The 14565-nt window shown below is 71.8% G+C and carries 14 protein-coding genes; 10 read left to right on the plus strand and 4 right to left on the minus strand.

Annotation, left to right across the window (positions count from 1 at the left end; translation table 11 throughout):
- From FHU40_RS27290 to FHU40_RS27325, 8 genes are all read left to right on the plus strand, one after another.
- On the plus strand, positions 1 to 1954 hold a 1954-nt coding region (locus FHU40_RS27290; RefSeq protein WP_183595642.1), incomplete at its 5' end, for a M3 family metallopeptidase.
- A 216-nt stretch (positions 1955 to 2170) separates the two neighbouring features.
- Positions 2171 to 2914: a PadR family transcriptional regulator gene (locus FHU40_RS27295; protein WP_183595643.1), complete on the plus strand. Its 744-nt coding sequence runs from the start codon at positions 2171 to 2173 to the stop codon at positions 2912 to 2914.
- Complete coding sequence (locus FHU40_RS27300) at positions 2911 to 3336, plus strand: DUF1707 SHOCT-like domain-containing protein (RefSeq protein WP_183595644.1); 426 nt, start codon at positions 2911 to 2913, stop codon at positions 3334 to 3336. Before FHU40_RS27295 ends, FHU40_RS27300 begins: the two co-directional genes overlap by 4 nt.
- A 126-nt stretch (positions 3337 to 3462) precedes the next feature.
- Positions 3463 to 4560, plus strand: coding sequence for a hypothetical protein (locus FHU40_RS27305; RefSeq protein ID WP_183595645.1), 1098 nt, complete (start codon positions 3463 to 3465; stop codon positions 4558 to 4560).
- A 160-nt stretch (positions 4561 to 4720) separates the two neighbouring features.
- Positions 4721 to 5023, plus strand: coding sequence for a DUF3311 domain-containing protein (locus FHU40_RS27310; RefSeq protein ID WP_183595646.1), 303 nt, complete (start codon positions 4721 to 4723; stop codon positions 5021 to 5023).
- Positions 5020 to 6663, plus strand: coding sequence for a monocarboxylate uptake permease MctP (gene mctP, locus FHU40_RS27315; protein ID WP_183595647.1), 1644 nt, complete (start codon positions 5020 to 5022; stop codon positions 6661 to 6663). The genes FHU40_RS27310 and mctP overlap by 4 nt, the downstream gene beginning before the upstream one ends.
- A gap of 109 nt (positions 6664 to 6772) precedes the next feature.
- The gene (locus tag FHU40_RS27320; protein ID WP_183595648.1) at positions 6773 to 8041 is read left to right on the plus strand and encodes an acyl-CoA dehydrogenase family protein; all 1269 of its coding nucleotides are present in this window, start codon (positions 6773 to 6775) and stop codon (positions 8039 to 8041) included.
- 308 nt (positions 8042 to 8349) lie between these two features.
- A complete protein-coding gene (locus FHU40_RS27325; protein WP_183595649.1) occupies positions 8350 to 9540 on the plus strand; it encodes an acyl-CoA dehydrogenase family protein in 1191 nt (396 codons plus the stop codon).
- An 11-nt stretch (positions 9541 to 9551) separates the two neighbouring features.
- On the opposite strand, the gene FHU40_RS27330 is transcribed toward FHU40_RS27325, so the two are convergent.
- The 4 genes from FHU40_RS27330 to FHU40_RS27345 all read right to left on the minus strand — a co-directional run bounded on the left by FHU40_RS27330 (position 9552) and on the right by FHU40_RS27345 (position 12571).
- Entirely contained in the window at positions 9552 to 10517 is a 966-nt protein-coding gene (locus FHU40_RS27330) for an LLM class flavin-dependent oxidoreductase (RefSeq protein WP_183595650.1), read from the minus strand.
- Between the two features lie 73 nt (positions 10518 to 10590).
- Positions 10591 to 11496 carry a GNAT family N-acetyltransferase gene (locus FHU40_RS27335; RefSeq protein ID WP_183595651.1) on the minus strand — a complete coding sequence of 302 codons (906 nt, stop codon included), beginning with the start codon at positions 11494 to 11496 and terminating at the stop codon, positions 10591 to 10593.
- 136 nt (positions 11497 to 11632) lie between these two features.
- Complete coding sequence (locus FHU40_RS27340) at positions 11633 to 12229, minus strand: YceI family protein (protein WP_183595652.1); 597 nt, start codon at positions 12227 to 12229, stop codon at positions 11633 to 11635.
- A gap of 195 nt (positions 12230 to 12424) precedes the next feature.
- Positions 12425 to 12571, minus strand: a complete 147-nt coding sequence (locus FHU40_RS27345; RefSeq protein ID WP_183595653.1) for a hypothetical protein — start codon at positions 12569 to 12571, stop codon at positions 12425 to 12427.
- Between the two features lie 281 nt (positions 12572 to 12852).
- Between FHU40_RS27345 and FHU40_RS27350 the strand changes: the two genes are divergently transcribed.
- Positions 12853 to 13122, plus strand: coding sequence for a hypothetical protein (locus tag FHU40_RS27350; RefSeq protein ID WP_183595654.1), 270 nt, complete (start codon positions 12853 to 12855; stop codon positions 13120 to 13122).
- A gap of 150 nt (positions 13123 to 13272) precedes the next feature.
- On the plus strand, positions 13273 to 14565 hold a 1293-nt coding region (gene glmS / locus FHU40_RS27355; RefSeq protein WP_183595655.1), incomplete at its 3' end, for a glutamine--fructose-6-phosphate transaminase (isomerizing).

The raw sequence follows: 14565 nt of genomic DNA on the forward strand, positions 1-14565 counted from the left end.
GCCCCTCGACCTCCCGACGGACGACGATGCGCAGGGCTGGGTCGAGGCCCGCTCCCGGGACGGCCTGGCGGCGGCCCGCGGCATCGTCGACGGCCTCCGCGCCGGGCGGCCGGCGACCACGCTCGACCTGCTGCGCGCGTGGGACGAGGCGTCGCGCCACCTCAGCAACGTGGCGGCGACGGCATCGCTCCTCGCCAACGTGCATCCGCTCGAGCCGGTGCGCACGACCTGCGAGCAGGCCGAGGTCGAGGTCGACCGCTACGTCACCGAGCTGCGCCAGGACCGCGCGCTGTACGACGTGTTCGCGGCCGCCTCGCCGGCGGGGCTGGACCCGGTCGCGGCGCGCCTGCTCGCCAAGACGCTCGACGACTTCCGGCGCTCCGGCGTCGATCGTGACGACGCCACCCGGGCCCGATTGGCCGAGATCAACGAGCGGCTGACCGCGGTCGGCCAGGAGTTCGGCCGCACCATCCGCGACGACGTCCGCACGGTCCGGGTCACCCCCGACCGGCTCGCCGGGCTGCCGCAGGACTGGCTCGACGCCCACCCCGCCGCCGCCGACGGCCTGGTCACGGTCACCACCGACTATCCCGACTCGGTGCCGGTGCGGATGTTCGCCCACGACGCCGACGTGCGCCGCGACGTCACCGTCGCCTTCCTCGAGCGCGGCTGGCCGGCCAACGAGCCGCTGCTGCGCGAGATGTTCGCGCTGCGCGAGGAGCTGGCCACGCTGGTCGGCTACGCCGACTGGGCGTCGTACGACGCCGACGTGAAGATGATCGGCAAGGGCCCCGCCACGGTTCCTGAGGAGGCGAGGGACGAGCCGTCTCGAAGGATCCCGGAGTTCATCGACCGGATCGCCGACGCCGCCGACGCTCCCATGCGGCGCGACCTCGAGCTGCTGCTCGAGCGCTACCGCCGCGACGTCCCGGGCGCCGAGGCGATCACGACCGCCGACTCGCTCTACTACGAGGAGCTGGTGCGCCAGGAGCGGCACGACGTCGACGCGCAGCGGGTGCGCACCTACTTCGACTTCGCGCGCGTGCGCCAGGGGCTGCTCGACGTGACCGGCCGCCTCTTCGGGCTGGCCTACGAACCGGTCCCAGGCGCGGTCGTGTGGCACGAGGAGGTCACGGCGTACGACGTGCTGCGCGACGTCGGCGCCAGCCCCGAGCGGATCGGGCGGATCTACCTCGACCTGCACCCGCGCGAGGGCAAGTACAAGCACGCCGCGCAGTTCACGCTCGTCGACGGGCTCGCCGGCCGGCAGCTGCCCGAGGGCGTGCTGGTCTGCAACTTCAGCCGCGGCCTGATGGAGCACGACCACGTGGTCACGCTCTTCCACGAGTTCGGGCACCTGCTCCACCACGTGCTGGCCGGGTCGGGGGAGTGGACCCGCTTCGCCGGCGTCGCCACCGAGTGGGACTTCGTCGAGGCGCCCAGCCAGATGCTCGAGGAGTGGGCCTGGGACGCCGACGTGCTGCAGACCTTCGCCGTCTCCGCCTCCGGCGAGCCCATCCCGGCCGACCTGGTCGAGCGGATGCGCGCCGCCGACGACTTCGGTAAGGGCTACCACGCGCGCACCCAGATGTTCTACGCCGCGATGTCGTACTGGTTCCACACCTCGCGGCCCTCGGACCTCACCGCGGCGATGCGGGAGCTGCAGGCGCGGTACTCGCCGTTCCCCTACATCGACGGCACCCACATGTTCGCCAGCTTCGGTCACCTGTCGGGCTACTCGTCGGCGTACTACACCTACATGTGGTCGCTGGTCATCGCGAAGGACCTCTTCTCCGCCTTCGACCCCGACGACCTCTTCGACCCGGTCGTCGCCGGTCGCTACCGCGACCGGGTGCTCGCCCGCGGCGGGGAGCGGGACGCCGCCGACCTGGTCGCCGACTTCCTCGGCCGGCCCTACACCTTCGACGCGTACGCCGCCTGGCTGGCGCGGTAGGGGCCGCGGGGTTTCGGCTGCTGACCGCCGGAACCCGCACGACACGCCGAGATGCCGCGGCGTGTCGTGCGGGGTATGGCTGCTGACCGCCGAAACCCGCTTGTGTCACCACCCCAGCCGGCGTACGCTCACGATATATCGCGACAGGTTGACGACAGTTCTCGAAACTGTCGCCCCGCGATACCCAGACAACGAAGACAGACAAGGAGTCCTGACATGGGACACAAGGGATTCAATCGACAGTGGGCGCAGTACGCCGAGAGCGAGTGCCGCCAGCACGGCGGTGGACGACGGGGTGGCTGGGGCGGACCCGGCGCGTGGGGCGGCTTCGGCCCCGGCGGGTTCGGCCGACCGGGACACCCCGGCCCGCCGCCGTGGGTGGCCGGGCTCTTCGGGCTCGCCCAGGGCGACCGCCAGCGCGGGCCGCGGGTGCGCCGCGGCGACGTGCGGTCCGCGATCCTCGATGTGGTGCGCGCCGCGCAGCAGAGCGACGAGACCGTCAACGGCTACCAGGTGATCCAGCAGATCGCCGAGCGCAGCAACGGTGGCTGGCGGCCGAGCCCCGGCTCGGTCTACCCGACCATCCAGCAGCTCGAGGACGAGGGCCTGCTCGAGACCGACGACTCCCGCGCCCGGCGCAGCCTGCGGCTGACCGCCGAGGGTGAGGCGTACGTCGCCGAGCACGCCGACGAGCTCGCTGCGGTGTGGGCGCCGTTCGAGCGGACCGCCGGTGACGACGCCGGCGATGGCGACGCGTTCGCCGACCTGCGCCCTGAGATCGGCCAGGTGATGGGTGCCGTGTGGCAGGTCGTCACCACCGGGAGCGACGGGCAGCGCCGCGCCGCGGCCGAGATCCTCGCCGACGCCCGCCGGCGGCTCTACGGGCTGCTGGCCGACGGCGAGCCCGAGGGCGAGGCCGAGGACGGCGACACCGACCCTGAGGACGGCGAACCGCGATGAACGACGGCTACCTGCGGATCGGCGACGCGGAGCGAGAGCAGGCGGCCGCGGCCCTGGGCGAGCACTACGCCCAGGGCCGGCTCACCGTCGACGAGCACGCCGAGCGGCTGGACCGGATCTGGGCAGCGCGCACCCGCAGCGAGCTCGAGCCGGTCTTCGCCGACCTGCCGGACCCCGCTCATCGCAGCCCCGACCGGCGTACGGCGCGACGCCGGCCGCCGGCGTACGCGCCCGGGTACTGGTCCCGCGGTGTCGCCTGCCGAGGGGGCGTCCCCGGACCGCTGTTCGTGGTCCTCGCGGCACTCCTGGCGCTGACGGTGCTGACGCACGTCCCGTTCGTGCTGCTCGGGCTGATGGTGGTGCTGTTCGTCGCGCTCCGGCACCGCCGGGGACTGGACCATTGGCGTAGACCAATGCGGTAGACCAGTTTCGCCGTCGCCGCGGCACCCACCTAGCCTGGGCGGGCCGGACCGGGGGGACCGGAGAGCGTTCTCGGGTGCACCAGTGCTCACGCCCCTGTTCCCGCACAGCCCAAGGAGATCGTCGTCATGACGGCTCGGACCCGGTCCCGCACCTTCCTCGTCGGCGCCGCCGCTGCCGCACTGGCCGCCCCGCTGGCGGCGGTCGTCTCGCTGGCCGGCCCGGCGCAGGCGTCCGGCAACAGGCCGCACGAACTGACCATGTACAAGGTGGAGCAGTTCGTCACCCTCGAGGGCGAGTACCCCGACAACACCGCGCGCGTCGACCTTCGCTGCAACCCCGGCGACCACGTCGTCGACGGCATGTGGAAGATCGACGCGGTCGACGACGTCAACCCCTCCGCCGGGATCGACTACGGCGACGAGCGCGACGTGGTGTTCACCTCGTCGTACTCCCTGGACAGCCGGACCTGGCGCTTCCAGATGGAGAACCGGGCCGACGGACGGGCGCAGGTGAAGCTCTTCGTCACCTGCCTCGGCGGCCGTACCCAGAAGCAGTACGGCCACCGGCACCGCGTGCGGGTCTCCAACCCGGTGAAGAAGACCGTCGACTGGACCGCCAACGGGCTGCGGATGTCGTCCAACCAGGCGCGGATGGGCTACGGCAACTCGGCCACCGAGCACAGCTACTTCGGCACCGAGTGGGGCTCGGCCGCCTCCTACGCGACGCCGGGCGGCTGGAGCATGACCTGCGCGAGCGGCGAGGTCGCGGTCGCGCCCGGGTACGACTTCACCCACGGCTCGGGGCGGCTCTTCATCAACTGGCCGTCCGCGAACTCCCGCGGCTGGCTCTGGGGTTTCGTCGTCAACGACGCGGCCACGGTGGACGTCTCCTTCCGCTGCCTGCGCGTGAAGACCGACCGCGGCGGCCCGCACCCGCGCCACGTGCACAAGGTCTCGGCCTCGTGGTGGCCGAACGGCCACCAGGGCAGCCTCCGCCACCTGCCGGCTTCCCCGGCGTGGGAGGAGCAGCAGTCCTGCGACAGCCAGGCGAAGGCACTGGTGGGCGCGTTCTGGATCCAGCACCCGGAGTACAGCTGGTATCTCGGCATGGATCCGCGGATCAAGACCCGGGCCTACAAGTTCTGGCACACCGCCGGCCCCGACGTCGCGTGGGTGAGCACGCTCTGTGTCGGCGACCGCACCGGCAAGCAGCTGCGCCCCTGAGGCCGAGCACCGCTCGCTGATCGTCCACCCGAGCCCGTCCCGGCCCTGCCGGGACGGGCTCGGGTGCGTCCGGGGTTGGTGTTGGGCGTCGGGCCCGAGTGGGTACCGGCCGAGACGGCGGTGAGCGTGGTCGCCCCGCCGAATCGGCTCGGAGGTGCTCATGTCCGACGTACCCGACCGTGCCGGCCCGTCCTCGGCGGGCCGCTGGGCCCTGATCTACGTCCTGCTCACGCCGGCGGTGGCGCTGCCGCTGTGGGTGTCGCTCTACGACCGCGAGGACCCGACCCTCTTCGGGTTCCCCTTCTACTACTGGTTCCAGTTCGCGCTGATCGTGATCGCCGTCGCGCTCACGATCCCCGCCTACCTCCTCGCCCGCGGGGCCGACCGGGCGGACCGCCGCGCCCACGGCCTCCCGCCCGAGCCGACCCGCCAGCAGCCGCAGGAAGGCGGCGAGCCGCGATGATCGACGACGTCGACGGAGTCGCGTTCGGCGTCTTCGTCTTCCTGTTCCTGGTCGTCACCGTGATCGGCTTCGCGGCCGCGCGCTGGCGGCGGGCCCAGTCGATGGCGAGCCTCGACGAGTGGGGCCTCGGCGGCCGCGGGTTCGGCACCTTCATCGCCTGGTTCCTCATCGGCGGCGACATCTACACGGCGTACACCTTCATCGCCGTCCCCGCGACGCTGTACGCCGGCAGCGCGGTCGGCTTCTTCGCCGTGCCCTACACGATCGTGGTCTATCCCCTGATCTTCCTGTTCCTGCCCCGGTTGTGGTCGGTGAGCCACCGGCACGGCTACGTCACGCCCGCCGACTTCGTGCAGGGCCGCTACGACAGCCGTCCCCTGGCGCTCGTCGTCGCGCTGACCGGCATCCTCGCGACGATGCCGTACATCGCCCTCCAGCTCGTGGGCATGCAGGTCGTGCTCGAGGTGATGGGCATCGGCGCCAGTGGCGGCAACTGGTTCATGAAGGACCTGCCGCTCTTCATCGCCTTCGTCGTGCTCGCGGCCTACACCTACTCCAGCGGGCTGCGGGCCCCGGCGCTGATCGCGTTCGTCAAGGACACGCTCATCTACGTCGTGATCCTCGTGGCCGTGTTCTACATCCCCGGCCAGATCGGCGGCTGGGACCACGTCTTCTCGACGGTGAGCGACGGCTTCACGTCCTTCAACAGCGAGAACGCCGATGCCATCGCGGCCGGCGACGCCGCGCCGAAGGCGACGATGCCGCCCGAGGCGCTGCACTGGGCCTACGCGTCGCTGGCGCTCGGGTCGGCGCTGGCGCTGTTCATGTACCCGCACTCGGTGACCGGTGTGCTCTCGACACGCAGTCGCTCGGTGATCCGTCGCAACGCGGCGCTGCTGCCGGCGTACTCCTTCCTGCTCGGGCTGCTCGCCCTGCTCGGCTTCGTGGCGATCGCGGCGGGCGTCAAGGTCGAGAACCCGCAGCAGTCGGTGCCGCAGCTCTTCGAGGAGCAGTTCAGCCCGTGGTTCGCCGGGGTCGCGTTCGCGGCGATCGTGATCGGCGCGCTGGTGCCCGCGGCGATCATGTCGATCGCCGCCGCCAACCTGTGGACCCGCAACATCTACCGGGCCTTCATCAACCGCCATGCCACCCCCGCGCAGGAGGCGGCCCAGAGCAAGGTGGTCTCGTTGGTGGTGAAGTTCGGTGCGCTGGTCTTCGTGCTCGCCCTGTCGAAGTCGTTCGCGATCAACCTGCAGCTGCTCGGCGGGGTGTGGATCCTGCAGACGCTGCCGGCGATCGTGATCGGCCTGTACACCCGCTGGATGCACCGGTGGGCGCTGTTCGCCGGCTGGGCGGTCGGCATGGCCTGGGGCACCTGGCTGGCCTACGGCGTGGAGTCGCCCACGCAGGACCACTTCGGCGGCCCACTGGTGACCTTCCCCGGCACGGACACCCAGGTCTACATCGCCCTGGTCGCGTTCCTGGCCAACCTGCTGGTTGCGATCGTGCTGACCGTGGTGTTCCGGGCGATCCGGCTGGCCGAGGGTGTCGACCGCACCCGCGCGCAGGACTACTACGCCGACGCCGGTGACCCGGGTGTGGAGGGCGAGCTGGATCCGGGCGAGCGCGTGCACGCCTGACCGACCGGGATAGTCCGTCACGTTTCGGTGGTCCCAGACGCGGTTCGACGGCCGGAACGTGACGGACTATCCCGGCGGAGGCCGGTGACCGGTCGGTAACCTGCGAGTCGTGAGCGAGCCGACGCCGACACCTGCCCCGCCGTCCTTCGACCTCGACCAGGACCACGTCGACCTCCGCGCCTGGGTGCACGGGTTCGCGGCCGAGGTGATCCGCCCGGCCGCGGCCGAGTGGGACGAGCGGGAGGAGTTCCCCTGGCCGGTCGTCGAGGAGGCCGCGAAGGCGGGGATCTACTCGGTGGACTTCATCGTCGCCCAGGCCCTCGACGAGACCGGACTCGGCTTCCCGGTCTCGATGGAGGAGCTCTTCTGGGGTGACGCCGGCATCGGACTCTCCATCGTCGGCACGTCGCTCGCCGCGGCCGGCGTCCGCGCCAGCGGCACCGACGAGCAGGTCGCCGAGTGGGTGCCGGCGATGTACGGGACGCCGGGCGACCTCAAGCTCGGCGCGTTCTGCTCCTCCGAGCCCGACGCCGGCTCCGACGTCGGGGCGATGCGCACCCGGGCGACGTACGACGAGGCGACCGACGAGTGGGTCCTCAACGGCACCAAGACGTGGGCGACGAACGGCGGGATCGCCGACGTGCACGTCGTCACCGCGGTCGTCGACCCGGACCTGCGCACCCGCGGCCAGGCGTCGTTCGTGGTGCCGCCGGGCACCACGGGGCTCGGCCAGGGCCAGAAGTTCCACAAGCACGGCATCCGTGCCTCGCACACGGCCGAGGTCGTGCTCGACAACGTGCGCGTGCCCGGCCGCTGCCTGCTCGGCGGCAAGGAGAGGCTCGACGCCCGCCTGGCTCGGGCCCGTGCCCTTCGAGACGGCTCGTCCCTCGCCTCCTCAGGGACCGGGATCAACGGAGGCAACGCGAGCATGGCGACCTTCGAGCGCACCCGCCCCTCGGTCGGCGCCCAGGCGATCGGCATCGCGCGGGCGGCGTACGAGGTGGCGCTGGACTACGCGAAGACCCGCGAGCAGTTCGGCAAGCCGATCATCGAGAACCAGGCCATCGCCTTCGCGCTCGCCGACATGGCCACCTCCATCGAGGCCTCGCGGCTGCTCGTGTGGCGCGCGGCCTGGATGGCGCGGCAGGGCAGGACGTTCGAGAATGCCGAGGGCTCGATGTCCAAGCTGTTCGCCGGCGAGACCGCGGTCAGGGTGACCGGTCAGGCCATGCAGATCCTAGGCGGCAACGGGTTCACCCGCGAGTACCCGGTCGAGCGGATGGCGCGCGACGCCAAGATCTACACGATCTTCGAGGGCACCTCCGAGATCCAGCGGCTGGTCATCGCACGATCGATCTCGGGTGCGCCGATCCGGTAGGTCGAGACGGCCGTGGCTTGGCCGGAACGGACATCCGGGTGCCCGATCTTCTCTCCCTCGCCCGAGGCGCGAGCCGCCGGTCCCGCCTAGTGTCGTGCGTTGGAGGTTGTGGCACGGTTGGCGTGCTCAGGGTGCGTGCGCTGCAAGGCGCCGGAGCGCCGCCATACCCGCTCGTCTCGCAAGCGACGACAACGCCGCAGAGTGCGTGCCATGGGTGCGCGAAGCGCACCAGAACCTCTGACGCACGACACTAGTCTCGGTGAGCACGACGCCGAGCTCCGCGACCGGCTCACGAAGGAGACTCCCGCATGACCACCCCGACGCCGCTCCCGGCCTTCGACCCGCTCGACCCGGCGGGCATCGACGACCTGCTCACCGACGACGAGATCGCGATCCGCGCCTCGGTGCGCCAGATGTGCGACTCCCGGATCCAGCCGCACGTCGCGCGCTGGTTCGAGGAGGCGCGCATCGACGACGTCCGCGGGCTGACCGCCGAGCTCGGTGAGCTGGGCGTCCTGGGGATGCACCTCGAGGGCTACGGCTGCGCCGGCATGTCCGCGACGGCGTACGGCCTGGCCTGCCTCGAGCTCGAGGCGGTCGACTCCGGCATCCGGTCGCTGGTGTCGGTGCAGGGATCCCTGGCGATGTTCGCGATCCACCGGTGGGGCTCGGAGGAGCAGAAGCAGGAGTGGCTGCCGCGGATGGCCGCGGGCCGCGCGCTCGGGTGCTTCGGCCTGACCGAGCCCGACGCGGGCTCCGACCCCGGGAGCATGCGCACCCGCGCCCGCCGCGACGGTGCCGACTGGGTGCTCGACGGCCGCAAGATGTGGATCACCAACGGCAGCGTCGCCGACGTCGCCATCGTGTGGGCGCGCACCGACGAGGGCGTGCGCGGCTTCGTGGTGCCCACCGACACCCCCGGCTTCTCCGCGCCCGAGATCAGGCACAAGCAGTCGCTGCGCGCCTCGGTCACCAGCGAGCTGGTACTCGACGGGGTGCGCCTGCCGGCCTCCGCCCGGCTGCCCGAGGCCGAGGGCCTGCGCGGACCGCTGAGCTGTCTCAACGAGGCCCGCTACGGCATCGTGTGGGGAGCCATGGGTGCGGCGCGCTCGTCCTTCGAGGCGGCGCTGTCCTACAGCCTGGACCGGGTCCAGTTCGACCGCCCGATCGCCGGCTTCCAGCTGACCCAGCAGAAGCTCGCCGACATGGCGCTGGAGTACGCCAAGGGCGTGCTGCTCGCCCTGCACCTCGGCCGGCGCAAGGACGCCGGCCGGCTGCGTCCCGAGCAGGTCAGCCTCGGCAAGCTCAACAACGTGCGCGAGGCGATCGAGATCTGCCGGACGGCGCGCACGGTGCTGGGCGCCAACGGCATCTCGCTGGAGTACCCCGTGATCCGGCACATGAACAACCTCGAGTCGGTGCTCACCTACGAGGGCACCGTCGAGATGCACACGCTGGTGGTCGGCCAGGCGCTCACCGGCCTGGCGGCCTTCCGCTGAGCACGGCGCACCTACCCCCGCACCGCCGGGAGCACGGTCTCGAAGATCAGCCGCAGGCTCTCCCACGACGGCTCGGCGGGCAGGCCGCCGCAGGCGGGGTGGCTGGTGACCAGCCCGATCTCGCCCGAGCGGCACCGGTCGACGAGCTCGTCGGCGGTGAGCACGACGTACACGCCGGCCGCGCGCATCTCCTCGACGGTGCGCGAGTGGTCGACGACGTACGACCCGGCCTCGCCGTGCCAGGCCTGGTAGGCGACGGCGTCGGCGAGCAGGTGGTGGCCGTAGCGCTCCCAGAACTCGTCGGGCCGCTCGGCGCAGAAGACATTGGCCGGGCCGCCGTCGGGCGCCTGCAGCACGAAGCCCGGCTCGCGGCCGGCCGCCCGGCAGGTCGCGTCGTAGATCTCCTTGAGCTCCGCGCTGCCGTGCTGCGGCTGGAAGTTCAGGCCGAGTCGCGCGGCGCGGCGGGCGGCGGCCGGGGTGCCGCCGCCGTAGAAGAGGAACGGGTGCGGCCGGGAGTACGGCGCGGGCGTGGTCGCCCCGGACGACCAGGCGTCGAGCACCGCCGAGATGCGCGCCTCGATCTCGGCGCCGCGGGTCGCCCAGGACCGGTCGTAGAGGTCGTACTCCACCGGGCGGTAGCCGAGCCCGAAGGTGTAGGCGACCCGGCCCCTGCTCAGGTGGTCGAGGACCGCGATGTCCTCGGCCAGCCGCACCGGCTCGTAGAGGTTGACCAGCAGCGCCGACACCGTGATCGGCACCCGGCTGGTGACCGCCGCGAACGCGGAGGCCACCAGCAGTGGGCTGGGCAGGTAGCCGTCGTCGGCCGCGTGGTGCTCGGAGACCATCAGCGCGTCCGTGCCGTGCTGGTCGAGGTACGCCGCCTGCTCGACCGCCCGGGCGAAGAGCTCCTGACGGGTCTCGGGGTCGGCGCCCGGGGCGCGGAAGTCGTAGCGGGTGGCGAACCGGATGCGCGGCATGCGCACACTGAACCAGAGAAGTGGAACGCGTTCTAGTCCGATGGTCCGGCCGCCACCCCGGTGCGGCCGGCTGTCAGAGATCGATCGCGCGGTTGACCCAGTTCTGGGTCACCTGCATGCCGACCTTCTCGTAGAGGCCGAGCGCGCCGGTGCGCGAGTCGGTGTTCAGTCCGGACGTGAGGGCGCCGTGCTCGCGGGCGACCGCGAACGCGTCGACGAGCATCGCCTGGGCGATCCCGCGGCCCCGCTGGTCCTTCCGGGTGGCGATCCGGTCGACGTACCCCTCGGTGCCGAACGGGTAGACCACGGTCACGCCGACGACCGTGCCGGACGCGTCGGTGACCAGGCGCAGGTTCCAGGACTCGAAGCCGGGCCGCTTGACCGTGCGCGCGACGAAGTCGTCGAAGGGCTCCCGGTCGCGCACCGACCACTCGAGGAACGCGTCCTCGAGCACCGTCCAGCAGGCCTCGTAGTCGTCCGCCGTCGCCTCGCGGAGCGCGTAGCCGTCGGGCAGGTCGCGGTGGGGGACAGTCGCGCCCTCGGGGAGCTGCAGCACCCAGCTGTTCCAGCGCACGTGGTAGCCCAGCGCCTCGAGCAGTCGGTCGCCGGCGGAGCCCATCGGGACCGGCATCCCCACGACCGACGCGCCCGTCGCCCGCGCCCGCTCCTGCATCCAGCCGGCGATCGCGGTGCCGATCCCGCGGCCGCGGTGGTCGGGGTGCACGGCGGCGTCGCCGCGGTCGGCGCCCATGTACTCGGCGTAGGCGACCAGGCGGTCGCCCTCGAAGACGCCGAGGGTGCCGGCGCTGACGTCGTACGACGGGCGCTGCCAGTCGCCCACGATGTCGGCCTCCTCGATCGCGATCTCGCCGGTGTCGTGTTGCTCCTGGGCGGCCATCACCTCGTAGACCGCGCGGGAGTCGGTCATCACCAGGGGCCGCGCCGTGAGGCCGGTGGGCAGATCTAGCAGCTCTGTCATGGCGCAAGTGTTGCGGACGTGCGGCCGCCGCGCCTTCGAATTTCCGTCGGGGCGGCGGGTCGCCCACAGATACGACGACGGCCCGCCTCCCTCGGGAGGCGGGCCGTCGAGCGGATGCGCGCGTCGGCGCGGGTGCTCAGGCGTCCTGACTGTTGCGGATCGCGGACACGTCGAAGTCGAGCTTGACCTTCTCGGAGACCAGCACGCCGCCGGTCTCGAGCGCGGCGTTCCAGGTCAGGCCCCAGTCCTTGCGGTTGATGGTGGTGCCGCCCTCGAAGCCGATGCGCAGGTTGCCGAACGGGTCGCGGGCCGAGCCGGTGGGCTCGAAGGTGATCGTGACCGACTTGGTCTCGCCCTTGATCGCGAGGTCGCCGGTGATGACCCAGTCGTCGCCGTCGCGCTCCACCTTGGTCGAGGTGAAGGTGATCTCCTTGTTGGTGTCGGCGTCGAAGAAGTCGGCCGAGCGGAGGTGGCCGTCGCGGTCGGCGACACCGGTGTCGATGCTCGCGGTCTGGATGGTGAGCGCGACCCTCGAGTTGGCCGGGTTCGCGGCGTCGACGTGCGCGGTGCCGGCGAAGTCGGTGAACTGGCCGCGGACGGTGGTGACCATCGCGTGGCGGGTGCTGAAGCCGATCCGCGTGTGGGTCGGGTCGATGGTGTAGTCGCCCGAGATGTCCTCGACGGCGGCGGTGGGGGCGTCGAACTGCTCGGACTGACGGTTGAAGAACGACATGGGGGCTCCTGGTGTGGGTCGGTTTTGATTGAACCTTTGACCACCCTAATCGGACCGCGGTCCGATTTATTCCCGGCTCGTCGCGCCGTACCCGTGGATCGGCCCGGACATGCCTCCGGCCCGCCCGGATCGATCCGGGCGGGCCGGAGGCGCGGTGCGCTGGGCGCCGGTGTCAGTTCCCGGCGTCGGGCCTGGTCAGGCGGCGTGCGTGGCGTGCACGGTCGCGCCGCTCGGGCCGACCGTGTGGTCCACCCAGTGCGCTTCGAGGCGGGTGCGGCCGTCGGTGTCGGCCACCGCGATCCAGGTCTGCACGAGGCCACCTGTCGGGGTCTGGTCGCTCATCGGGTGCCCTCCGTTCGCTTGTCGTTCACCAACTGTTCACCCAGCGTACCTGATCCCCACTCGAACGACCGGAACGGGGTCGATTTCGTGCCTCGTCCCCCACTGGAGCCGCTCGGGGGCGGCGCGTCGGGCGCGATCCGCTCCATCGGGACTTGGCGCGCTCGGTGGCCACGGGTGCGGTGCGGGCTCGGGTGCATCCGCTTGCCCAACTTGGGGCAACTTCCTGCCCGATAGCGGGCAAGAACTTGCGCAATGGCCGGCCCGATCCGCAAGATCGACCGGTGCCGACGTCGTCCGACTCCGATCTGGTCGCCCGCATCGTCGCCAGCACCGGCCTCTCGCCGGCCGAGGCGGCCCGGGTCGTCGAGGACGTCGTCGCCTTCCACGCCGAGCCGGTGGAGGAGTACGTCCGGCGTCGGCACGCCCAACTGAAGACCTACGGACGGAAGAACCCGGAGATCTTCGCCCGGATCGCCGAGGAGCTGGCCGACCGCGTGGTGGCCGCACCGGCCCTGTCCGAGCGACAGCTCCGGCGGATCGTCTACGGATAGCCGGTGGTTGAGGTGTGAGGGCCGGCAGGCCCGAGCTCCAAGCCGTCACCAGGGAGAGCGGGGCCGGTGGTTGAGGTGTGAGGGCCGCCAGGCCCGAGCCTCGAAACCACCACCACAGACACGACAGAGACACGAGAGAGAGGTCGGGACATGTGCGGAATCGTGGGGTACGTCGGCGCCCAGCAGGCGTCGCCGCTGCTGCTGGAGGGGCTGACCCGCCTCGAGCACCGCGGCTACGACTCCGCCGGGGTCGCCCTGCTCGGCCGCTCCGGCATCAAGGTCGCCAAGCGCGCCGGCCGGGTCCGGGACCTCGCCGACGGCATGCCCAAGCGCAGCGCCGCCAAGGTGGGCATCGGGCACACCCGCTGGGCCACCCACGGCCCGGCGAACGACGTCAACGCTCACCCGCACACCGACGCCCCGGCCGGCGGCCGAGTGGCCGTCGTGCACAACGGCATCATCGACAACGCCGCCGCCCTGCGGCAGCGCCTGACCGACGAGGGCGTCGAGCTCGTCAGCGACACCGACACCGAGGTGCTCGCGCACCTCGTGAGTCGGTCGGGGGCCGACACGCTCGAGGGCAAGGTGGGCGAGGCGCTCGCCCAGATCGAGGGCACCTACGGCCTGGCCGTGCTGCACGCCGACTTCGGCGACCGGCTGGTCGTGGCCCGCAACGGCAGCCCGCTGCTGATCGGGGTCGGCGAGCGCGAGATGTACGTCGCCTCCGACCTGGCCGCGATCGTGCGGCACACGACGACCATCGCCCACCTCGACGACGGCGAGATCGCGACGGTGACGGCGACCGGCTTCACGACGTACGGCGGCGACCTGCGGCCCGTGACCCGGACCGCCGAGACCATCGACATCGACCCCGCGTCGTACGACGCCGGCGAGCACGACTCGTTCATGCACAAGGAGATGCTCGAGCAGCCCACCGCCGCCGAGCGGGTGCTGCGCGGCCGCCTCAACGAGCGGTTCGGCACCGCGCACCTCGGCGGCCTCAACATGGACGCCCGCGAGACCCGCGCGATCCGCCGGGTGAAGATCCTCGGCTGCGGCTCGGCGTACTACGTCGGCCAGCTGGGCGCCTCGCTCGTCGAGGAGCTCGCGCGGATCCCCGCGGACGCCGAGGCGGCGAGCGAGTTCCGCTACCGCGACCCGGTGATCGAGCCCGACACGCTCTATGTCGCGGTGAGCCAGTCCGGGGAGACCATCGACACCCTGCTGGCGGTGCAGGAGATCCGGCGCAAGGGCGGTCGGGTGATCGGCCTGGTCAACGTGGTGGGCAGCGCGATCGCCCGCGAGTGCGACGGCGGCATCTACCTGCACGCGGGTCCGGAGGTCGCGGTCGCGTCGACCAAGGCGCTGACCAACATGTTCCTCGGGTTCGCGCTGCTCGCGCTCCAGCTCGGGCGGGTGCGCGACCTCTCGATCGCCGACGGC

Source organism: Nocardioides soli (genome assembly GCF_014191495.1).
Classification (GTDB): Bacteria; Actinomycetota; Actinomycetes; order Propionibacteriales; family Nocardioidaceae; genus Nocardioides; species Nocardioides soli.

What these genes read in the sequence shown, in the direction of transcription:
- FHU40_RS27295 (WP_183595643.1), top strand. Translation starts at nt 2,171, where the DNA reads ATGGGACACAAGGGATTCAATCGACAGTGGGCGCAGTACGCCGAGAGC.
- FHU40_RS27300 (WP_183595644.1), top strand. Translation starts at nt 2,911, where the DNA reads ATGAACGACGGCTACCTGCGGATCGGCGACGCGGAGCGAGAGCAGGCG.
- FHU40_RS27305 (WP_183595645.1), top strand. Translation starts at nt 3,463, where the DNA reads ATGACGGCTCGGACCCGGTCCCGCACCTTCCTCGTCGGCGCCGCCGCT.
- FHU40_RS27310 (WP_183595646.1), top strand. Translation starts at nt 4,721, where the DNA reads ATGTCCGACGTACCCGACCGTGCCGGCCCGTCCTCGGCGGGCCGCTGG.
- mctP (WP_183595647.1), top strand. Translation starts at nt 5,020, where the DNA reads ATGATCGACGACGTCGACGGAGTCGCGTTCGGCGTCTTCGTCTTCCTG.
- FHU40_RS27325 (WP_183595649.1), top strand. Translation starts at nt 8,350, where the DNA reads ATGACCACCCCGACGCCGCTCCCGGCCTTCGACCCGCTCGACCCGGCG.
- FHU40_RS27330 (WP_183595650.1), bottom strand. Translation starts at nt 10,517, where the DNA reads ATGCCGCGCATCCGGTTCGCCACCCGCTACGACTTCCGCGCCCCGGGC.
- FHU40_RS27335 (WP_183595651.1), bottom strand. Translation starts at nt 11,496, where the DNA reads ATGACAGAGCTGCTAGATCTGCCCACCGGCCTCACGGCGCGGCCCCTG.
- FHU40_RS27340 (WP_183595652.1), bottom strand. Translation starts at nt 12,229, where the DNA reads ATGTCGTTCTTCAACCGTCAGTCCGAGCAGTTCGACGCCCCCACCGCC.
- FHU40_RS27345 (WP_183595653.1), bottom strand. Translation starts at nt 12,571, where the DNA reads ATGAGCGACCAGACCCCGACAGGTGGCCTCGTGCAGACCTGGATCGCG.